Annotated in this window: 19 protein-coding genes and 1 pseudogene; 13 read left to right on the top strand and 7 right to left on the bottom strand. The window is 70.7% G+C overall.

Going from position 1 to position 21003, the window contains the following annotated elements; all coding sequences use genetic code 11:
* Positions 1 to 104: 104 nt before the first annotated feature.
* From LMU33_RS27240 to LMU33_RS27215, 6 genes and pseudogenes are all read left to right on the top strand, one after another.
* Positions 105 to 287, top strand: a pseudogene (locus LMU33_RS27240) (IS1380 family transposase); the annotation flags it as partial.
* An 84-nt stretch (positions 288 to 371) separates the two neighbouring features.
* Entirely contained in the window at positions 372 to 1742 is a 1371-nt protein-coding gene (locus LMU33_RS27235; protein ID WP_228623248.1) for a glycoside hydrolase family 26 protein, read from the top strand.
* A 243-nt stretch (positions 1743 to 1985) separates the two neighbouring features.
* Positions 1986 to 3437: a glycosyltransferase family 2 protein gene (locus LMU33_RS27230; RefSeq protein ID WP_228623247.1), complete on the top strand. Its 1452-nt coding sequence runs from the start codon at positions 1986 to 1988 to the stop codon at positions 3435 to 3437.
* A gap of 23 nt (positions 3438 to 3460) precedes the next feature.
* Entirely contained in the window at positions 3461 to 4687 is a 1227-nt protein-coding gene (locus tag LMU33_RS27225) for a glycoside hydrolase family 113 (RefSeq protein ID WP_228623246.1), read from the top strand.
* 114 nt (positions 4688 to 4801) lie between these two features.
* Positions 4802 to 5935: a mannose-1-phosphate guanylyltransferase gene (manB, locus tag LMU33_RS27220; RefSeq protein ID WP_228623245.1), complete on the top strand. Its 1134-nt coding sequence runs from the start codon at positions 4802 to 4804 to the stop codon at positions 5933 to 5935.
* Complete coding sequence (locus tag LMU33_RS27215; protein WP_228623244.1) at positions 5916 to 7964, top strand: acyltransferase family protein; 2049 nt, start codon at positions 5916 to 5918, stop codon at positions 7962 to 7964. The genes manB and LMU33_RS27215 overlap by 20 nt, the downstream gene beginning before the upstream one ends.
* 277 nt (positions 7965 to 8241) lie before the next feature.
* On the opposite strand, the gene LMU33_RS27210 is transcribed toward LMU33_RS27215, so the two are convergent.
* Positions 8242 to 8865, bottom strand: a complete 624-nt coding sequence (locus LMU33_RS27210; RefSeq protein WP_228623243.1) for a DUF6000 family protein — start codon at positions 8863 to 8865, stop codon at positions 8242 to 8244.
* A 221-nt stretch (positions 8866 to 9086) separates the two neighbouring features.
* Between LMU33_RS27210 and LMU33_RS27205 the strand changes: the two genes are divergently transcribed.
* Positions 9087 to 9476: an AQJ64_40280 family protein gene (locus tag LMU33_RS27205; RefSeq protein WP_228623242.1), complete on the top strand. Its 390-nt coding sequence runs from the start codon at positions 9087 to 9089 to the stop codon at positions 9474 to 9476.
* Here the strand turns inward: LMU33_RS27205 and LMU33_RS27200 are convergent.
* On the bottom strand, positions 9435 to 9860 hold the full coding sequence (locus LMU33_RS27200; RefSeq protein WP_228623241.1) for a MerR family transcriptional regulator: 426 nt from the start codon (positions 9858 to 9860) through the stop codon (positions 9435 to 9437). The two genes, LMU33_RS27205 and LMU33_RS27200, sit on opposite strands and share 42 nt — an antisense overlap.
* Before the next feature lie 114 nt (positions 9861 to 9974).
* Here LMU33_RS27200 and LMU33_RS27195 point away from each other — a divergent pair, with 114 nt between their 5' ends.
* Positions 9975 to 11048: an alkene reductase gene (locus LMU33_RS27195; protein WP_228623240.1), complete on the top strand. Its 1074-nt coding sequence runs from the start codon at positions 9975 to 9977 to the stop codon at positions 11046 to 11048.
* Positions 11049 to 11084: 36 nt separating this feature from the next.
* Here LMU33_RS27195 and LMU33_RS27190 read toward each other — a convergent pair whose 3' ends face one another.
* Complete coding sequence (locus LMU33_RS27190; protein WP_228623239.1) at positions 11085 to 11381, bottom strand: GYD domain-containing protein; 297 nt, start codon at positions 11379 to 11381, stop codon at positions 11085 to 11087.
* A gap of 802 nt (positions 11382 to 12183) precedes the next feature.
* Here LMU33_RS27190 and LMU33_RS27185 point away from each other — a divergent pair.
* Positions 12184 to 12381 (top strand): hypothetical protein, encoded by a 198-nt coding sequence (locus LMU33_RS27185; RefSeq protein WP_228623238.1) that lies wholly within the window; start codon positions 12184 to 12186, stop codon positions 12379 to 12381.
* Between the two features lie 1528 nt (positions 12382 to 13909).
* Here the strand turns inward: LMU33_RS27185 and LMU33_RS27180 are convergent.
* Together LMU33_RS27180 and LMU33_RS27175 are read right to left on the bottom strand one after the other, a co-directional pair.
* Entirely contained in the window at positions 13910 to 14926 is a 1017-nt protein-coding gene (locus tag LMU33_RS27180) for a M56 family metallopeptidase (protein WP_228623237.1), read from the bottom strand.
* A 4-nt stretch (positions 14927 to 14930) separates the two neighbouring features.
* Positions 14931 to 15350: a BlaI/MecI/CopY family transcriptional regulator gene (locus LMU33_RS27175; RefSeq protein ID WP_228623236.1), complete on the bottom strand. Its 420-nt coding sequence runs from the start codon at positions 15348 to 15350 to the stop codon at positions 14931 to 14933.
* Positions 15351 to 15610: 260 nt separating this feature from the next.
* Here LMU33_RS27175 and LMU33_RS27170 point away from each other — a divergent pair, with 260 nt between their 5' ends.
* From LMU33_RS27170 to LMU33_RS27160, 3 genes are all read left to right on the top strand, one after another.
* The gene (locus tag LMU33_RS27170; protein WP_228623235.1) at positions 15611 to 15865 is read left to right on the top strand and encodes a hypothetical protein; all 255 of its coding nucleotides are present in this window, start codon (positions 15611 to 15613) and stop codon (positions 15863 to 15865) included.
* Between the two features lie 170 nt (positions 15866 to 16035).
* A complete protein-coding gene (locus LMU33_RS27165; RefSeq protein WP_228623303.1) occupies positions 16036 to 16641 on the top strand; it encodes a phosphatase PAP2 family protein in 606 nt (201 codons plus the stop codon).
* A gap of 119 nt (positions 16642 to 16760) precedes the next feature.
* On the top strand, positions 16761 to 18182 hold the full coding sequence (locus tag LMU33_RS27160; protein WP_228623234.1) for a sensor histidine kinase: 1422 nt from the start codon (positions 16761 to 16763) through the stop codon (positions 18180 to 18182).
* Between the two features lie 111 nt (positions 18183 to 18293).
* Here the strand turns inward: LMU33_RS27160 and LMU33_RS27155 are convergent, their stop codons facing one another.
* A complete protein-coding gene (locus tag LMU33_RS27155) occupies positions 18294 to 18851 on the bottom strand; it encodes a COG4705 family protein (RefSeq protein ID WP_228623233.1) in 558 nt (185 codons plus the stop codon).
* A 148-nt stretch (positions 18852 to 18999) separates the two neighbouring features.
* Here LMU33_RS27155 and LMU33_RS27150 point away from each other — a divergent pair, with 148 nt between their 5' ends.
* Positions 19000 to 19833: a slipin family protein gene (locus LMU33_RS27150; protein WP_228623232.1), complete on the top strand. Its 834-nt coding sequence runs from the start codon at positions 19000 to 19002 to the stop codon at positions 19831 to 19833.
* Here the strand turns inward: LMU33_RS27150 and LMU33_RS27145 are convergent.
* Entirely contained in the window at positions 19772 to 20968 is a 1197-nt protein-coding gene (locus LMU33_RS27145) for an MFS transporter (protein WP_228623231.1), read from the bottom strand. The two genes, LMU33_RS27150 and LMU33_RS27145, sit on opposite strands and share 62 nt — an antisense overlap.
* Between the last annotated feature and the right edge of the window lie 35 nt (positions 20969 to 21003).

Here is a 21003-nt window from a genome sequence, read left to right as displayed (position 1 = left end):
GCGGCCGACCTCCGGCTAACGGAACGGGGGCGATTGGGGGGCACGATGGCCCGGGGGCAACGGGACGGGGCGGCACGGTCCAGGGTACGAGTCACATCTCCCGATCGTGGCCGAAGGAGACAGGGCTGAGCGTCCGCGAGGAGCGCCCGCACCTGGGCGCCCAGTTGCGCCTCACCGACGCCGACGGGATGCGGCTGACCTGCTTCGCCACCAGCGCCAAGAGCGCCCCGCCCGCCGAGCTGGAACTGTGCCACCGCCAGCGCGCTCGTGCCCAGGGCCGGATCCGCGCGCCGCGCGGGCCTTCACATCAGCCCTCCGTCTCCTCGTGAGACGCTCCCCCTTTGCCGCCGAACCCAGGGGGACCAATGCGGATGCGAGGGCGGGTCGGGATGCTGGGGGCCGCGGCCGGTGTCGCGGTGGGGGCGCCCGCGGCCCTGTGGGCCCTGAGCCGGGAGGCCCCGGACGACGGGCGTGCACAGCAGACCGTTCCCACGGATCTGCGGCACCGCGATCCCGACGCGACCTACGCGGCGCGGCGCGTGTACGCGCTGCTGGCAGGGCTGGAGAACGACGCGCGGCGAGGCCGGCCGGGCCGGACCCTGATCGGGCAGCACGTGGAGCTGCACAACGAGCGGTACGACGCGGAGTACGGTGACTACCGGGGCACCAAGCAGCCGGGCTACTACTACCGCAAGGCCCAGGACATCACCGGCCGCCTGCCCGCCTTCGTGGAGCTCGACCTCGGTCCCGGCTACGGCCGTCCGGGCTGGGCCGTGGGCGAGCCCCGCTCCTACTCCCGCGGCTGGCCGAGCTGCCGTCCCCAGTGGGGGTACGTGGAGGATGCCGTGGACCTCGCGGTCGGGGTGTGGGCGGGCGTGCCCCGGTCGGCCGACGGCTCGTACCGCCCCTCGGGCACCCACATGGACTGCTCATCCGGCACCGAGGTCGCCCTGCCGCACAACGGCGGCGCCCCGGCGGGTCTTGTCGGGTTCTCCTTCCACCAGCCCTACCCGGGCAGCCCGGTCAAGGGCTTCGCGCAGACGCTGCGTCGCAACTCGCCGGCCGCGGGGGACCCCGGCTGGTTCGGCAGGGTGGTCACCGAGGGCACTGCCGAGCACGGGGCTCTGCTGCACGACCTCGGGTATCTCGCGGATCACCTGGGCTATCTGGCAGGGCGGGGCGTTCCGGTGCTGCTGCGGCCGTACCACGAGATGAACACGGCGCCCGGGCACGGCTTCTGGTGGGCGGGGCAGGACCCGTCCGCGTACCGGAGACTGTGGCGGCTGACGTACGACTTCCTGGTGCGTCGGCGCGGCTTGCACAACCTGGTCTTCGTGTGGTCCCCCAACTCCTGGGACGGCACCTACGGCCGACCGCCGAAGACCTACTACCCGGGCGGCCGCTACGTGGACGTCGTGGGCGTCGACGACTACAGCGGGAGCCCGTCCCGGCCGTTCGGCGACGGCGGGTGGACCGAGGTCTGGTACCGCGGCCTGGAGGAGTACGCCAGGCCGCGGATCGTCGCCGAGTCCTTCCATGTGCCGCTCAACGCACACCAGCCCCGGACCCTGACCCGGACGCCGTGGGTGCTGTGGACGGTCTGGGGGCAGGCACTGACGTACGACAACGTCTCCGAGCCCCGGCACAAGAACACCGCGGCCGATGTGAAGCAGACCTACGGCTCCTCCTCGATGATCACTGCTGCCGACTGGAGATCGCTGAGTAAGAGTCGATTCGGTTAAATTTTGAACATAAACCTTGCACACCTATCCCACACATCGCAGGTACGTGTAATGATCAGCTTCCTGTTCGGCCAGTGTTCGGGCGCCTGGGGGGGCATCTGAGCGGCGCGTGGCCGAACCGCCGAAGGCGTCGGGGCAGCAACTTGATGTAAACGCCATGGAGTGCACCAGGTGTGCGGGCCATGGCGGGATCCGCCGTTGCCTCGACGCGTCCACTGATCTCACTGGAGTTCCGCAGTCGTCATGGCATCGACACTGGTCGACGGGGGTGTGCCGCATGCGCGCCACAATACGAAGCTGGCACAACGCACCGCCTCCTGGAAGCCGGGCATCCTGCCCTTCCTGCTGCCGTTCGTTCTGCTCCTCGCGTTCGGTCTGTGGTCCTACCGGCCGAGCTCCTCGCCCCTGAGCTGGGCGCTCACCGTCGTCTGGTCCCTGCCGGTGGTCGGCGTGCTGGTCGGCGTCCAGGGAGCCCTGCTCATCCGCCGCCGGGTGCGGCGCCTGAATGAGATGACCCCGCCCGCCCGCGTCGACGAGGACTTCCTCATCGTCCTGGTGCCTACCATCGGCCGGCACGACACCTACCCGGCGCTGGAGCGCTCGGTCCTCTCCTACGTCGAGCACCTGCCGGAATGGTTCCCGTCCATGCGCGTCGACGTCCTGACGGAGGAGGGCTGCGAGGCGGCGGAGGCCATCGACCGACTCGCCGGCTCGCACCCGCTGATCCGTGTGATCACGGTTCCCAAGGCCTACGTCCCGGCCAACGGCACCCGCTTCAAGGCCCGCGCCAACCACTACGCCCATGAGCTGCGCATCGACGAGGGCGAAGCACTCGACCACGTCTGGGTGCTGCACATGGACGACGACACAGGTGTCGGCCCGGACACCGCCTCGTCGCTGGCCCAGTTCATCAACCGGCAGCGCCGTGCCCGCCCCGACGAGGCCAAACACATGGCCCAGGGCATCCTGACGTATCCGCGCGAGAACGGGGTCAACCTCTTCACCTGGCTCGCCGACGCGGTGCGCCCCGCCGACGACATCGCCCGGTTCCGGGCGCTCACCGGACTCGGCACCCCGGCGGCCGGCGTGCACGGCGAGCTGCTGGTGCTGCGGGCCTCCATCGAAGCCACCATCGGCTGGGACTTCGGCCCGAAGGAGATCGTCGAGGACGCCCGCCTCGCGCTGACCTTCTGCCGCACGTACCCGGGCCGCAGCGACTGGTTCAACGGCCGCTGCTATGGCGCCTCTCCCGCCACCGCCCGCGACTTCGTCAAGCAGCGCGAGCGGTGGGCCTGGGGCCTGGTCGCCCTCTGCTTCAACAAGGCCGTCCCCTGGCGCTATCGCTGGTTCCTCTCGATCTGCGTGGCCACCTGGATCCTCGGCCCGCTCCAGCACATCGTCGCGGTGCTGTGCATCGGCCTGCTGGTCGGCGACCTGAACACCTCGCCGGCCACCCAGTCGATCGTCATCCTGTGGGCCCTCAACTTCGCCTATGTCATCTGGACCTACTGGGAGGGGCTGCGGCTGAACGCGCTCGCGTCGGTCGGCGGCCGGCGCAAGTGGTGGGAGCCGATCGTCGTGGTCGCGCTCATTCCCGTCTTCTCCGTGCTGGAAGGCGTCGGCGGCTTCAAGGGCTTCCTGAAGTTCGTCCGGCGTGAGGAGAACAAGTTCGTCGTGATCGCCAAGCCCGCCTGACCTCCCTCGGACACAGACTGATGATGAAGCGTTCACGTTCCCGGCTGCCCCTGCTCGCCATCTTCCCGGTGACCGTCCTCAGCCTCGTGCTGGGCGTCCCCTTCGTCCTCGGCAACCACCCGGTGCGCTGGGAGTCGGGCTCGGTGCTGCCGAAGATCGTCGTCGGTGACTCCCCGGAGTCCGGCTCCGACGCCCCGACCGCCGGTACACCGAAGAGCTCCGCCCCGTCCGCCGCCGACGTCCTCAGGGTGGCCGAGCCCTGGAAGCCGGGGGCGGCCCAGTGGGGTGTGCAGATCTACTGGGAGGAGGAGAAGCAGAAACGATCCGACGCATTCATCGAGGCCCAGGCCCGCAAGCAGGCCAAGTACCTCGTCGGCCTGGGTGCCAACTCGGTGTCGCTGTCCTTCCCCTTCTACACCGAGGGCCGTACGTCCGATGTGACGAAGGCCGGAGCCGGTACCCCGTCCCCGGAACGCCTCCGGCGTGTCCTGAACGTCTTCGAGGACGCCGGCTTCCGCACGACGATCCGCCCTGTCATGGACGAGGCCTCCCTGGACCCGCCGACCGGCTGGCGCGGCAACATCGAGCCCGCCTCCCGCTCCGCCTGGTTCCGCTCCTACCGGACCCTCCTCGCGCCGTATCTCAAGGTCGCCCAGGCGGAGAAGGTGAACACTTTCGTCATCGGCACCGAGCTGACCTCGATGGAGGGCGACCCCGGCTGGGACTCCCTGGTCGCCACCGCGGAGAAGACCTTCTCCGGCGAGGTCGCCTACGACGCCAACTGGGACAACTACGTGACCGGCCGCATCAACATGCCGGTCAACCACCTCGGCATCGACGCCTACTTCCCGGTCAAGGTGGCGGACACCGCGCCGGTGAGCCAGCTGGTCAAGGGCTGGGACGAGTGGCTGGACAGGAAGTCGACCGGCGCCCTGCCCCACATCACCCTCTCCGAGGCCGGCATCGGCGCCATGGACGGCGCCTACCACGCGCCCGGCGACTTCTACGCCCGCCGGCCCGTCAACCCGACGGTGCAGGCCAACTGGTACAAGGCAGTCTGCCAGGTGGTCCAGGAGCGCCGGATGACCGGCGTCTACTGGTGGTCGATCTGGTTCGACGACGACCCCAACACGCCACCGGACGACAAGACCGCCTCACGTCTGGACTTCGCCGGCCGCACGCAGAGCGAGCAGGCCATCAAGGCCTGTTTCAGCTCCGACTACGCGGGGCCGGGCAACACCGCCCCGTAGCCGTCGAGTCGTGAAGTTCCCCGGACATCCCGGGAGATCCACAGAGCCCGAGCGCTCCTGAGAGATTCCCCCCACCACCCACCATTCGTCCCCGCGACCCTAGGCGGACACCACATGACTGAAGCGATCCTTCTCGTGGGCGGTCAGGGCACCAGACTCCGGCCTCTGACCAGCCACATCCCCAAGCCGCTGCTTCCCGTGGCCGGGGTGCCGTTCCTCACGCACCAGTTGGCGCGCGCGGCCGCGGCGGGAGTCACCCGGATCGTCTTCGCCACCTCCTACCTGGCGGAGCTCTTCGAAGCCGAGTTCGGCGACGGCAGCCGGCTCGGCCTGGAGCTGGAGTACGTCACCGAGAAGACCCCCCTCGGCACCGGCGGCGCCATCCGTAACGCCGCCGAACGGCTGCGCAGCGCCCCCGACGAGCCGGTGCTCGTCCTGAACGGCGACATCCTCTCCGGCCTCGACATCGCGGCTCTGCGAGACGGCCACCAGGCCTCCGGCGCCGACGTCACCCTGCACCTCAAGCGGGTCGAGGACCCGCGTGCCTTCGGCCTCGTCCCCACCGACGCCGCCGGCCGAGTCACGGCGTTCCTGGAGAAGCCGCAGACCCCCGAGGAGATCACCACCGACCAGATCAACGCCGGCTGCTACGTCTTCACCCGCGAGGTGCTCGACCGCATCCCGGCCGACCGCGTCGTCTCCGTGGAGCGCGAGACCTTCCCCGAGCTGCTCACCTCGGGCGCCCATGTGCGCGGCGTCGTCGACGACGGCTACTGGCTCGACCTCGGCACCCCGGCCGCGTTCGTCCAGGGCTCGGCCGACCTGGTGCGTGGCAGGGTCGCCTCTCCTGCGCTGCCCGGCCCGGTGGGCGAGGCCCTGGTGCTGCCCGGCGCCGAGGTCCACCCGAGTGCCGTGCTCAGCGGCGGCACGGTGGTGGGGGCCGGTGCGGTGATCGGCGAGGGCACGGTCGTCGAGGGCAGCGTGCTGCTGTCCGGCGCCCGGATCGACGCCCGCGTCAGCCTCCAACGCTCCGTGATCGGCCGGCACGCCCGGGTCGGCCGGGGCAGCGTCCTCAACGCGGTGGTCGTCGGCGACGGCGCCCGGATCGACGAGGGCAACGAGCTTCCTCCCGGCCTGCGCATCGCCTGCGGCGCTCACCTGCCCGCGCACGGCGTCCGCACCTCCGCCGTCCCTGCCCCCTGCACGACCGCCCACTCCGGAGCTCTCCATGCATCGACAGCCCACTGACCGCCCCGGGCCCGAGGGTTGGGGGCAGCAACAGGCGTACGGGGGCTACGGCCAGCAGGGATACGGCATCCCGCCGGTCCCGCCGCAGTACGTCGGCCAACTGATCCCGCAGCAGCCTGACGCCCCCGAGCACGTCACCGTCGTAGCCGCTCCGGAATCCGCACCGAGGACGGACACGAAGCCGGAACCCGCCCCCCTGCGCTCCCGCTTCGACGCCGTCGACGGGCTTCGCGGCCTCGCGATCCTGTCGGTGCTGCTGTACCACACCAACTGGTTCAGCAACGGCCTCTTCGGCGTGGACGCCTTCTTCGTGCTCTCCGGCTTCCTGACCACGCTCGTTCTGATCCGCGAGGTGGAACGCACTGGCCGCATCCGCATCGGCCGCTTCTACCGCCGCCGCTTCAAGCGACTGCTGCCCGGACTGCTGATCACGCTCGGCCTGGTAGTAGGGATCTCGTACCTCACCAGCCCGCTGAAGGAGGCGCGGGCAGTCTCCGAACAGGCGCTCGGTGCGCTGCTGCAGATCGGCAACTGGGCGCAGATCGCCCGCGGCGACGCATACTGGAACCACTTCGGCGCGGTCCAGCCGCTGTCGGCAATGTGGTCGTTGAGCATCACCGAGCAGTTCTACGTGGCGTGGCCACTGGTCCTGGTCCTCGCCTTCAGCGTCTTCCGCCGCCGTGTGCTGCCCGTCGCGGTCCTCGCGGTACTGCTCTTCGGCGCGTCCGCGCTGGTCGCACCGGTGTTGTGGCAGGGCGGCAACCACGACACCGACTACCTGTACCTGGCGACGCAGACGCGAGCGGTGGCTTTCATGGCGGGCGCGGCGGCGGCTTTCGTGGTGTACCTGGTCCAGCGCGGGGCCGCCCGGCGCGGCCACGGTCCGAGGGCCGGCTACCACCTCGCTTCTGTGACCGCGACGGTCTCGCTGGCCGCGGTGGTCTACTGCAGCGTCAAGGTGAGCACTTACCACGAGCCTCGGCTCTACCAGGGCGGCCTCGCGGTCGTCGCCCTCCTGATCGCGGTGACCGCCGCCTGCCTCAGTACCGACCGCGGCCCACTGGCCCGTGTCCTGCGCCTCAAGCCGCTCATGGAGATCGGGCAGATCTCCTACAGCCTGTACCTGCTGCATCTGCCCGTGTACTGGCTGCTGCTGATGGTCTATCCGGACATGAAGCCGTACGCCCTGTTCCTGCTGGGCACCGGCCTCACCTGGCTGCTCGCCATGATCATGCACTACTCGATCGAGCAGTACCGCGTCCGCGACTGGCGCCCCTCCCGGGCGGTCCCCTTGTTCACCGCGGCCTCTCTCGTCATCGGCTTCGGCTCCTGGTACCTCCCCACGTACGTCGCCGACTCCATGCGCCCCGACGGCAAGCCGCTGGTCCTGACGCTCGGCGACTCAATGGCGGAGGACTTCGCGACAGCACTGTCGCAGTACGGCGACAAGTACGCCGTGGTCGACGGCGGCCAGGGCGGCTGCGGCATCATGCAGCCCCAGGCGGTACGCGACCGCGTGGGCAAGGTTCTGAAGAACTGGGCGGCGTGCCTCGCCTGGAAGGACTTCTGGACGAACAACATGCAGAACGCCGAGCCGGACGCCGTCCTCGTGCACGTCGGCTGGGACGCGGCGGAGCAGCAGATCGGTGGCAAGTGGCTGACGTCCTGCGACACCGCGTACCGCACCCGCTACCTGAAGCAGCTGGACACGGCCGTCTCCCTGATCCACAAGCAGGCCCCCAAGGCGAAGATCCTGCTCATGAACGAGCGCCGGGCCAACGGCGCCATCATTGACAAGTGGGGCACCTGCTTCGACGACGTGATCGGCAGCTACGTGAAGTCCGCTCCGGCCCAGGTGTCCCTGGTGGACCTCGACGCGTACCTGTGCCCCCACGGCGACTGCATACAGTACAACGCCCAGGGCAAGCGTCTCTACCCGGACGGCGACGGCGTGCACCTCACCAAGGTCGGCATGGGCTTCGTCACCCCGTGGCTGGAGCAACAGGTGTCGGCCGCGCTGAAGTCATGACCCCCGGTTCCCGCGCCTTGCCGTCGTTGCGGTTGCCCGGCAAGGGCCGACCGTCGCAGAGAAGCCGGCTTCGCCAGAATTGCGCGACGAAACCCTGAGTTGCATGGCGAAAGCTGTGACCACTCCTGACGAATCCGGGTGGCCACCAGAGGAAACTGATGTTCCCAAAAAGGCTCGGACGGCTCAGAAGAAGGAAGGCGGACTGCCCCAGAGTGGTACCGCGCACGCAGGCTGACCGACTTCCGCACCCCGCTTTATGCGGCACCGGCAGCAATCGTCAGTTTTCTTCACTTGCGTAGTGTCTGGCGCTCTCATCGGCGACAACGCAGAGCCGGCCGATGAACTCGCGGTAGGCGCCGGGGATGTCGCAGTTCTTGCTGGGCGGCCCGTCGGTCCAGCGCTGCCAGAGACCTTCCGGGGTGAGGAACCTGCCCGCCTGGTCGGCGCCGTGCCTGGCGTCAAGCAACAGAAGTGTGCCGAGGGCGGCTGTCTGGTCGTAGTAGAGGTCGGGGCGACGCAGGTAGTGGTCGAGGTAGGCGATCAGGAGGTCGGAGTCGGCAGACGTGCCGAAGGTGGCGAGAGCGACGCAGTATGCCTGCCCCGCATAGGGTCCTTCGCTGGCGAGCAGGAGTTCGCCGAGGCGTTCGCGGAACTCGGTTCCGCCGGCGACGGCAATGAGCCAGGCTGCCGTCTTGCGCTCGCGCCATCCTCCGTCGAGGAGAATGCCCAGTTCACGAGGGCTGATCTCACGGGCGGCCTTGGCCAGATTCCTCGTGAACGTGTCACGGTCGCGCCCGCTCATCCGGAGAAGGCCGCCACCAAGTTTGAGGTACCGCCGGTCGGGCGTGACGTAGCGGCGGATCAGCTCGGGCGGCTCGGGCTCTTCGTCAGCATGGTGCATGGCGGCATCCTGTCGTGAACGCCATTGTCCGAACAGCGACTTGTCAACGCCCCGCGCTGTGGCCGCACAGGTTCGCCGAGTGTTCGTTCCGGCTCGGGCAACCCCCGCGAGCGCAGGTCGGTCTTGCCGGGTGCCGGGGTGTGGGCAGTGGCCCTGCCGGACGCCGGTATGGGGGCGGAAGACGATTTGCCGAGTGCCCGAGTGCCCGAGTGAAGGTGGAGATGACGCATCTGAACACCACGGTGACGTGGGTCGACGCACGCGAGAGGCTGCCTCGGAGCGGTACGCCGGTGGCAGCGGCGATCACGGGCCGGTATCCGGCTGACAGCGCCACCGGGTCCGGAGCCGATACCGCGTTGGGTGAGGAGTTCTGGCTGGTGAGGCCGATGGTCTTCACGACTCTTCACTGGAGTGAGGACGGGGCGGAGCACAAGGACTGCTTCGTCGATTCCGACGGGGTTGTCCGTCTGCCCTACGGCCTTGCCGGTGAGGAGACCGTGACTCACTGGGCTGAGCTGCCCACCCTGCCGGGCGGGACGACACACCTGGTTCTTGGGGCGGACGTGCAGTCAGCTCTCCAGGACGCGTGGGGCGCTCGCCCCGTCACCTGACCCATGGCGGACTCCTTGAGCGCGTGCCTCGCTCTCCCGATGGGCCCGGGCCGTGGCCATCAGGCCGTCCAACGCGGCCCGGGTCCGCACGAGTTCGTCGATGTGCTCGGAGAGCCGGTTGCGCTCCTGCGCCATCCGCTCGAGAGCGGCGTCGTAGTTGCCCTCGCTGGGTGTGTCGACGCAGGGCAGCAGCTCGGAAATCGTACGACTGGACAGGCCCGCCGCGTACAGGCGCTGGATGAATCGCACCCGCTCCACCTCGGCCTCCGTGTAATGCCGCTGCCCCCCGGCGCTACGGCTGCTGGTCAGCAGCCCCTGCTCCTCGTAGTAGCGCAGCGACCGGACGCTGACGTCGGTACGCGCCGCGAGCTCGCCGATCCGCACGACTGCCTCCCATGGTGAACCACGCCACACCGCTTGCCCCTGACATCCATGTCAGGTTTTAGCGTAGCGCTGTGCCCGGCATCCGGGCACACGATACGGACGGAGGAGCCCGACGTGACGACGTTGTTCAGCAGCTACCGACTCGGCGACCTGACCCTGCCCAACCGGATGGTGATGGCCCCGATGACCCGCGTCAGGGCCGCGACCGGCGGCCTCGCCACACCGTCCATGGCCATGTACTACGCGCAACGCGCGACGGCCGGGCTGATCGTGTCCGAGGGCGTGCAGCCCAGTCTCATCGGGCAGTCCAACCCTGGCACACCGGGACTGCACACCGATGAGCAGGCCACCTCATGGCGTGCCGTGACCGACGCCGTGCACATCAACGGCGGGCGGATCTTCGCCCAGATCATGCACGGCGGCCGGGTCTCGCACCCCGACACGACCGGCCACCAGCCCGTCGGCCCCTCGGCGATCGCCGCAGTGGGCGACGTCTTCACCCCGACCGGCCCGCAGCCCGCGCCCACGCCCCGCGCACTGGACACCGCCGAGGTGCCCGAACACGCCCACGCGTACGCCGAGGCGGCTCGCCGCGCCATCGACGCCGGCTTCGACGGAGTCGAACTCCACGGCGCCAACGGCTACTTGATCTCCCAGTTCCTCTCCTCCAACGCCAACCGGCGCACGGACCGCTACGGCGGCACGATCGCGGGCCGGATCCGGTTCGCCGTGGAGGCCGTGGCCGCGACGGTGGATGCGGTCGGCGCGGCCAGGACGGGCATCCGCCTCTCCCCAGGGGGCGGCTTCTGGGGCGTCGAGGAGACCGACGCGCTCGCGCTCAACACCGCGCTGCTGACCGAACTGGCCCGGCTCCAACTCGCCTACGTCCACCTCGAGATGACCACGGACGAGGAGGTACTCCTGGGTCTGCGCCGCGCCTGGCCCGGCACGCTGGTCGTGAATCCGGTCCTCCCGATGGGCCCCAAGCAGACCGGCCGCGCGGAAGCCGACCACTGGCTGGGCCTCGGCGCCGACCTGATCAGCTTCGGCCGTGGCTTCCTGGCCAACCCCGACCTCGTCGAACGCCTCCGCACCGGCCTGCCGGTCGCCCCCGTCGACGAGGCCACGTACTACCAGGGCGGCGACACCGGCTACCTCACCTACCCGGCCTATCAGCACACGGCCTGACGCCCGCGGGACGGGTCCGTCCGCAGGGGTCCCTCGTCAGCCGGCGGCCTTGGCGATGACGCGCTCCATCTCCTCTCGGCCGAAGGCCCGCAGCGTCGTGGAACGGACGTTGCCCACGCCGCCGAGTTGCAGGAGTGCTGCCGCGGCAGTTTCGTCGTCGGGTGCCTCGACGACGGCCACGAGGTCGTACGGACCGACGGTCCAGTAGATGCTCAGGAGCTTCGCCCCGAGCTTCTGTACCGCTGAGCCGAAGGTCTCGGCGCGTTTCGCGGTGTCCTTGTAGTTTCGGACCCCTTGTTCGGTCCAGCTCAGCAAGGCGACGTACGTCGGCATGTTCTTCCACCTTCACGAGGAGACAGATCGCGAAGTCAAGCCTTGGCATCGAGGGCGGAACCCGCACGAGATGCGCACCCGAACGAGCCATACGAGCGGCCAGTGGAAGTGCGGCTCGACCGTGACGTCGGCGGCCTTCCCGGCCTTGACCCGGTTGTCCGACACCTGGTTGGCCTCACAGCGTCACACCTTGGATATGCATGGAATGCCGGTTATGTGAGCTTTCGGTACTTTCGTCGCAGGTCGGTCGTCCGGCCGACGCACGTACGAAAAGAGAGAAGTGCCCATGCCCTCGCGTGCTTTCGCCGTGGTCGGTGCCGGAATAGGCGCGACCGTCCTGGCGGCCGCCGGCATCACCTATGCCTCGACCGTCGAATCCACCCCGGCTTCCCCGCCTGTCCACCACCCGGCCCAGCCACTCCACCACCCCGCCCAGCCACTCCACCACCCTGCCCAACCGGCCCACCACCCCGCTCAGTCTGCCCCACACGACGCATCCGCGGCTTCTGCCGCTTCTGCTGCTTCTGCCGCTTCTGCCGCATCTCCCACGGATCCTTCGGGCGCCAAGAACAAGAGCGGGGGCGGAGGCGGAAACGGGGGCCGCGACGGCGGTGGACGCGATGGCGGAGGTGGACGTGACGGCGGTGGCGGACGTGACGGCGGTGGCGGACGCGGTGACGGCCACGGGCGAGCCGGAAGGATCTTCATCAACGAGCGTTCGTACCCCGCCTTCATTCACGGGTGCATCACCGCGGCCAGCGGACCGGGCGCGCGCAGCTTCAATGTCCTCAACGAGAGCAGGATGACCGTCGAGGTCTTCCGGGGCTTCAACTGCGACGGTGGCCCTCCGGTCGCCGTCGTGGGACCCCGCAGCGAGACCTTCGGCGTGGTGCCCCATGGCCACGACGGCGAATTCGGTTTCGACGGCGATGGCGCATTCGGTCACCACGGCGTCGTGGGCAGCTTCCGGGTGGTCTGCGACCACGTCGGGTGGTGGTGAAAGAACCACCACCCGACGCATGGGAAAAGCCCCCGAACCGATCACGGCCCGGGGGCTTTCCGGGCCTGACCCCGGCCCTGCCCACGACTCCGCCGTTCGCCACCACGTACCAGCCGCGGTCGCCGACTGGGGGGACTTCTGGCCGGCGTCCGCCACGCACGGGGGCTGCGTGCCGTCCGGCGTGTCCGCGACGGTCAAGCCGTCCGGGCTGACCGCCCTCAAAGTGTCCGCCCGTTCGGGCCCGGACAGCGGACAGGCGCGGTTCTCGTTCAGCAACCGGACGACGGGGGGCGACGGGGGGCGACGGGGGGCGACGGCTGCTCGATGTCCACGAACCCACTCCAGTTCCAGCGTGAGCTGCCCGACTCCTTCACCGTCCAACTTCCGCCGGGCCAGTGGAACGTGGGCGCCGGCTGCACTTCGGGTCCATCAACCCGTTCGCCGACCCGACCCTGCCGGAGGGCGGAACGCTTGCCGGCGGCACCGTGAAGCCGACCCATGCGGGCAAGACGCTCTCCTCGCACGACTGCACCCCGTCGAACGGCATCGACGCACATCCGGCGATCTCCAGCCGGGCTGGTACACCCTCAGTGAAACCGGACGACGGTCACCGACACCCGCGGCGACACCTCGACGACCACGGTGTACGACGCGTACGCCATGAGCTGACGGCCATCAGGCGCACTTGCCACACCGGCGGCCCACCCGGGGGATTCCTCCGGACGGGCCGCCGGCCGCTCTGCCCGTCGTCGACAAACGACGTCCCGGTCTGCCGCACCTCGGAGATCACGCAAGCACCCCGCGCCGCCACCTGGCCGGCTCATGGCGTCACACCCTGGACATGTCCGGAATGCCGCTCATACAAGCTGTCGGTACGTTCGTCGCAGGTCGGTCACACGGCCGACGTCCGTGAGACAGAGAGAAGTGACATGCCCTCGCGTACTTTTGCCGCAGTCGGCGCCGGAGTTGGCGCGACCGTCCTTGCGGCCGCCGGTATCACCTACGCCTCGACCGTCGGATCCGCTCCGGCGTCGCCGTCTGTGCACCGAGCGGCCAAGCCTGTTCATCCAGTGGCCAAGCCCGTTCATCGAGCGGCCAAACCCGTCCACCGGGCGGCACAGCCCGTCCAACGAGCCGATTCGGCCGCGCCTTCCTCCGGGGGCAAGGGCGGAAGCGGGGGGAGGAGCGAGGGCCGCGACGGTGGCCGGCGCGGTAACGGCCACGGGGAAGAGGGGAGGATCTTCTTCAACGAACGTTCCTACCCTGCCTCCGTCGACGGGTGCATCACCGCGGCCAGCGGGCTGGGCTCGAACAGCTTCAGTGTCTTCAACGACAGCCGGAAGACCGTGGAGGTCTTCCGGGGCTTTGCCTGTGACAACGGCGCTCCGGTCGCCACCGTGGGTCCCCACGGCGACACCTTCGGGGTGGTGACCCCCACCGAACACGAGGGCCTGTTCGGTGACGACGGCGCCGTGGGCAGCTTCCGGGTGATCTGCGAGCACGACGAGTGGTGACAGCGCCCCCGTGGCTATGAGCGGTGTTCGCCCTCCTCGAAACGGTGGTGCGGGCCGCAGCAGAAGCCGGGGTCGTCCCGGTGGTCACCCGTCGGCGTCGCGCCCGCGGCGCCGAGCAGCGTCGCGCACTGTGCTCGCTCCGCGCTGTCGACCATGCGGTCGCTGTCGGACGCGGCGTTGGCCAGGCTCGCGCAGCACACGAACAACAGGACGGCGCCGGCCAGGAAGGGCAGGCTTCGGCGGGTGGGCGGCGGCGCCAGCAGGGCCCGTACCCGCTGGGGGACTTCCCCGCCGGTCGCGGCCAGGAGAGCGGGGCGGGACACACCGGCGGAGGCGAGTGCCGCGCGCCCGACCGCGCGGGCGACGACCGCCCGGTCGCCCACCTGCGCGGCGGCCTCCTCGTCGGCCCAGCGCTCCAGGACGTAGGCGCCGGTGCCGGCCAGGGGACGCAGCAGCGGGTTCAGAGCCGCGGTGAGCCGCCACAGGCTCAGGAACAGGTGGTGCCTTCGACGCAGATGGGCCCGCTCGTGCGCCAGCAGGGCCTCGCGCTCGTCGTCGCCGAGACAGCACAGCATGCCCCGGGACACCACGATGCGTCCGGGCGCGCCGGGCAGGGCGAACGCCAGCGGAGCGTCGTCGTCGACCACGGCCAGTTCCGTGTCACCGCGCAGCGCCTTGCACTCCCGCCGCACCCGCGCGATCCGGCGTGCCTGGCGCAGGGCGGACACGCCCAGCGAGACGACGCTCGCGGCGAGGACGAGCGCGCTGACGGCCGCGACGACGGCGTACACGGGATCCTCGGCACGCAGCGCGGCCACCGACCAGTGGCCCTCGGCCGCGACCTGGGGAATCTGCGCGATGCCGGTGAACGCCAGCAGGGCGAGCGAACCGGTCCAGCCGCCGGCGGTGACGAGCGCGGCGCAGGCCAGGGCCCAGGCCGCGGGACGCGGGGTGAGCCGGCGCGCCAGGCGCGGTGCGAGCACGCTGATCACGGCGGTGACGGCGAAGGGAACGTAGACGCTGATCAGCACCGGCTCACCGGTTTCCGTCGGAACGCTCGTCGCGGGTGTCCTGCCCGGACAGCAGCTGGTGCAGCAACTGCTCGTCCTGCGCGGAGAGTTCGGACACGAAGCGGGTGAGCACGGCCTCGCGGTCGGAACCCTCCTCCAGCAGCGACCGCATCCGCCGGGCGGTGTGCGAGGCCTCGTCGCGCACCGGGGTGTAGGCGTAGCCGCGGCCCTTCCGGTTCCGTACGAGCATGCCCTTGTCGTGGAGGCGGGACAGGATCGTCAGCACGGTGGTGTACGCCAGGTCGCCCGGCAGCCGTTCGAGAACCTGGCGTGCGGTCAGCGGGGCGTCGGCGGCCCACAGCGCGGCCAGCACATCGCTCTCCAGCGCACCGCGCGCCCGCCTGCCGGAACCGCCGGGGGTCTCCTCGTCCGTCGGGTCGCTCACCCGTCCGCCCTTCCTCGCCCTCGTCAGCAGAGGCTACCCGGTCGCCGTCCGGCCGCCACCGGTCATCTCCTACTGGTTGTAGGAGGTATGCGCCGGCCTCGAGGCACGATTTACTACATCTTGTAGAGCCCCGGAGCTCCCGACGGGCGGAGGACCGACCCATGCCCCACGCCGGACATACTCTCCCCAGGCCCCGAGCCGGACGCACTCTCCCCAGGCCCGCACCCGCGGGCCCCCTGCCGCGCCCGCGAGACGAGGCAATGCCCTCCGGCCGGATCGCGATCATCTCCGCGAGCGTCGGCGCGGGGCACGACGGCGCCGCCGCCGAGCTGGACCGCCGCCTCACCGCCGAGGGCTTCACCGTCGACCGGCTCGATCTGCTCGACCTGCTGCCCGCCCGGCCCGGCCGGGCCGTCCAGGAGGGCTACCACCGGCTGCTCGTCCGGGCGCCGTGGGCCTATCAGCGCATCCACTCCGGCACCGACCGCGCGGGAGGCGGCGGCCACCACTCATGACCGCCGCCCACGGATGACCTGCGGTGAATTCGGTGTCCGGTGCCCGGAACGATTCCGGGAAGCTGTTCGTCTACAGTTCAGTAGACGGTCTACATTTCTGTAGTCAGTAGTTGCCGGCCGTTCACCCACCCGATTTCCCCGCACGCAAAGGGCCCGCCCCGATGACCACTGTGATCCTCGCCTTCGACGGGTCCTCCGTCGACGGTTCCGCCTACACGGACGTGGTGCGCCTCGCGTGGCACTCGCCGGGCTGGCTGGACGACACGGTCTCGGCTTGGTCGACGTACGGGCTCGCGGTGTTCGCCGTCCTGGCCGCCGTCGGCTGGTGGCGAGCCCGGCACGAGGGGGCCGCCGCAGCGGTGTCGGCGCTGGTGGTGCCGGTGGTGGTGGTCGCGGCGTACGGCGTGGACGCCCTGCTCAAGCTGGCGGTCCGCGAGGATCGGCCGTGCCAGAGCCTGCACGTGAGAACGCTGGAGGCGTGTCCGGCGCCCGGCGACTGGTCCTTCCCCAGCAACCACGCGGCCATCGCCGCCGCGGCCGCCGTGGCCCTGCTGTTCGTCTCGCGCCGTCTCGGGTCGGTCGCGGTCGTGGCCGCGCTGGCGATGGGGGTGTCCCGGGTGTGGGTCGGTGCACACTATCCGCACGACGTCCTGGCCGGTCTCGTCGTCGGCGCACTCGTGGCACTGGCGGCGACGCGCGCGACGCGGCGCTGGTCGGCCGTCCTGGTGCGGTGGCTGGCGGCCAGACGCCTGGGTGCTCTGCTGCTGACCCCATGAGCCACCCCTGACGGGTACGACCACGGCCGCAGGGCCGACGGAGGATCATGCACCCCGAGGACCTGGTTGCCGAGGACGATGACGCTCCGCGGGACGTGCCGCGCCGCACGTCGCCTGTCATGAACAGTGCCCTCGGCTGCCTGCGCGCCCTCGGCTCGTTCCGTTCTCTCCGTGTCTTTCGTCGCCTGGCCCCACGTACCCTGCGCGGGCGGCTCTCCCTCGTGGCGCTGACCGCAGCCGCGCTGCTGATGACGGTGCTGACCGTGGCGTTCAACGCCGTGATGGACCGGCATCTGCAGCACCAGGCGGACGACGAGCTGCGCAACAGGGCGGCAGCGGTGGCCACGACCGTCGACACCAGCGGTTCCCGGGTCCGCGTCGTGGAAACCGTCAACGACCGCCTGCTCGACACCAACGTGTGGATCTACGCCGGAACCCGCCTGCTGGAGAAGCCGCCGTCCGCCGCCCGGGACAGCGCGCCGACCCGGGCCGCCGACCGGCTGGCCGCACAGCGCAAGCCCGGCTGCGCCACCATCCACGCCCACGGGCATCGGCCCGTCCGGCTGTGCTCCCAGCCGATTCCCGGCCGCCACGCCACCGCGACGGTGGTCACCGCCCTGGACCTGGCTCCGTACCGCAGTTCCGCCGACACCCTGCTGCTGGGGTCGCTGATCCTGGACACCGTGATGCTCGGATGCACGTACGTCCTGACACGCCTGTCCGTCGGCCGTGCGCTGCGCCCCGTGCGGACGATGACCGACCAGGCCACGCAGTGGAGTGCGGTGGGCTCCGACGACCGCTTCGGCGCGGCGGAACACCCGGCCGAACTCGCCCGCCTGGGCACCTCGCTGGACGCACTGCTCGACCGGATCCGCACCGTTCTGCGCCACGAGCAACAGCTGACCGGAGAGCTGTCCCACGAACTGCGCACGCCGCTCACCAGGATCATCATGGAGCTCGACTGGTGGCGGACCCGACCGCGCACGGACGCCGAGACCCGCGCCGCGCACGAGGTGATCGCCGAGGCCGCGCAGTCCATGCGCACGATATGCGACACGCTCCTCAACGAGGCCCGCGAGAACACGCTGAACCCGGCGAGCGCCCCCGGCACGACCGACGTCGTGCCGGCCCTGGGCCGCCTGCTCCGGCAACTCGACGCGCCGGACCGGGTGAGGACGGTGGTGGAGACGGATGCCTCGGTGCTGGAGGCGGGCGTTCCCCCCGGCCTCCTCGAACGCATCGTCAGCCCCCTGCTCGCGAACGCCGTCCGCTACGCCCGTTCCGCCGTGACCGTGTGCGCGCGGCCCGGGCCCGGCTCCGTGCGGATCGACGTCGTCGACGACGGCCCCGGCGTGCCGGACGCGTTCCTGGGCGAGCTGTTCCAGCCCGGCCGGCGCGCCGATCCCGGTGACGGGCACGACGGCGCGGGCCTGGGGCTGCCCCTCGCCCGCCGCCTGGCCCGCGCCGTCGGCGGCGAGGTGTCCCACGACCCCGGTCACACCCCCGGCGCCAGATTCACGATCACCCTGCCCGTCGGCTGACCGAGCCCCCGGCCCCAACCCCCGCCCTCACCGAACGACAGCGCGCTCGCCCCGCCGAAAGGGGGCCGGCGCGCTGGTAGGTGGCGTGTGTGGGGCTGTGAGGGAGGCGGGTCAGGTCGCCCGGGCGGCGGGACGGGGCGGTGCGGTGACGTCCTTGCGGGTCACGCCCAGGTACACGACCAGGCCGAGGATGACCGCCAGGAACAGCGCGCCGGTGATCACGGTGCCCAGGCCCAGGCCGCCGTCGCCGGTCGGCTGGGAGAGGTAGTCGCCGGTCGAGGCGCCCAGGGGACGGGTGAGGACGTACGCGATCCAGAAGCTCCACACCGCGTCCAGGCCCAGCGCGAACTGGGCGATGGCGACCGCGGCGATGGCCACCGCGAACAGAGCCACGGCCGACCAGTACACGCCGGCGCGGTACGTCTTCGTCCGGAACTGGACGACCAGGACGACGGCGAGCAGCGCACTCATCAGCACCGACACGCCGGTCAGGCCCAGGCCCGCCTTCTCGTTCAGCAGGTCGGCCGCGGTCTCGCCGACCGTCGTGCACAGCACCTTGATGATCCAGAAGTAGACGGTGACCTCGGGCACCTTGTTCCAGCGCAGCCGCCGGGCCGCCGGAGCGGCAGGCCCGCCGGCTGTGGGAGCCGCGGAGGTTTCATAGGTCATGGTCAGCGACCGTGCCACCGGACACCGGAACACATCCTGGCCGTCGGCAGCGGGAATCTTGACGCATTCATGACCCAGGCGGCCGCATCCGTCCCGCCACCGCCGGTGTCCTTCCCGGTGTCCGTGCCGTTGCGAGGAATGGAGTGCCATGGAAGGCACCGTGGTGGCGGTCGTCGTGGTGGCGCTGTTGGCGCTGCTCGTGCTGAAGAGCGGTATGCGGGTGGTCAACCAGGTGGAGCGCGGGGTCGTGTTCCGGTGGGGCAAGGCCCTGCCGGGTCACCGGCAGCCCGGCATCACGTTCCTGATCCCCTTCGCCGACCGTATGCGCAAGGTCAACGTGCAGGTCGTGACCATGCCCGTGCCCACCCAGGAGGGCATCACCAGGGACAACGTGTCGGTGAAGGTCGACGCGGTCGTGTACTTCCGGGTGACCGACCCGGTGCGCGCGGCCATCGAGGTCCAGGACTACGTCTTCGCCGTCGGGCAGGTCGCCCAGTCCTCGCTGCGCTCCATCATCGGCAAGAGCGATCTGGACGACCTGCTGAGTGACCGGGAGCGGCTGCACGAGGGGCTGGCGCTGATGATCGACAGCCCGGCCGCCGGGTGGGGCGTCCACATCGACCGCGTCGAGATCAAGGACGTCCAGCTGCCCGAGTCGCTGAAGCGGTCCATGTCCCGGCAGGCCGAGGCCGAGCGGGAGCGGCGGGCCCGGGTCATCACCGCCGACGGTGAGTTCCAGGCGGCACAGCAGCTCGCCAACGCGTCGAGGATCATGTCCGACACGCCGGAGGCCATGCAGCTGCGGCTGCTGCAGACGGTCGTCGAGGTCGCCGCCGAGAAGAACTCGACCCTCGTGATGCCCTTCCCCGTCGAGCTGCTGCGCTACTTCGACCGGACCGTGCAGAAGATCGACGCCGACCTCAGCGTGCCTCGGCAGCAGCAGGCTCCCGCCCCGGCCGAGGAGAGCGCCGAGCAGCCGTAGCGAGCGCCAGCGTCACACACACCGAGCCCGCCGCCATCATCGTCATCCCCGCGGCGGGCGAGGTGAGTTGGGCCACCGCGCCGGCCAGCGAGGCGCTCACGCCCTGCATGGTCAGCATGCCGGAGGAGTGCAGCCCCAGGGCCTGGCCGGCGAGTTCGTCCGGGGTCAGCTCCATCAGCCGCTCCTGCTGGACGAGGCTCGCGCCGAAGCCCACGGAGGCGACCGTCGCGCACACCGCCGCCACCGGCAGCGGCGGGTGCGCGCAGAACACCAGGTAGGGCGTCGCCAGCAGCAGCAACAGGGGCGTGGCCAGGCGGCGGCGCACCGCGGACGGCACCAGTCGGCCCACCGTCACATCGCCGGCGAGCATGCCGAACGCCCCGCAGGCGAACAGGGTGCCGGCGGCGTGCGGCGCGTACGGGACGTACAGGGACTCGCAGCCGACGACCAGCCCGTTGGGCAGCCACAGGCCGAGGTAGGTGAGGCGGCGCGGGCGGGACGACCACAGCAGGGCGTTGGTGCGCCAGGTCGCCGCCGCGGAGGGGCGGCCCCCGCTGCGGGCCGGGCGCGCACTCAGGCCGAGGCGCAGGGCGAGCGCGGACAGCAGGTACAGCGCCGCCGCCAGCAGCAGGCACACGCGCGGGGAGAGCAGCGCGAGCAGGGCGCCGCCGGTGGCGAACCCGGCGATCTGCATCAGCCCGCTCATCATGTTGAACAGCGAACGCCCCGGCAGGTAGCCGTCCTTGGCGAGGATCTCGTTCAGCAGGCCCCAGCGGACCCCGCCGCCGAGGGAGGCCACGAGACCCAGCAGCAGCAGGACGCCGAAGACCGCGCCGACCGGCAGGCCGGGCACCGCCTGCACCGCCGTACCGGCCGCGAAGGCCAGCGCGATCACGGACAGTGCCGTACGCGGGGGCAGCCGGTCGGCGCCGGACAGCAGGAACGTCGCGCCCAGCACCTGGGCGAGCGACGGGCCGAACATGCTCACCGCCGACAGCAGCGGCGAGCCGGTGGCCCGGTACACGAGCGTGCCCAGGGCCAGCCCGCCGACCGTCTGCGCGGCGGTCTGCGCGGCCGAGCCGAGGAAGAGCGGGGTGAACTCCGGGGTGCGGAACAGGGATCGATAGCTGGACATGCCGGGCAGTCTCGGCGGGGCACGGACGGGCTCGT

The organism is Streptomyces barringtoniae (genome assembly GCF_020819595.1).
Lineage (GTDB): Bacteria > Actinomycetota > Actinomycetes > Streptomycetales > Streptomycetaceae > Streptomyces > Streptomyces barringtoniae.
This window is presented reverse-complemented; position numbering and strand designations above follow the sequence as displayed.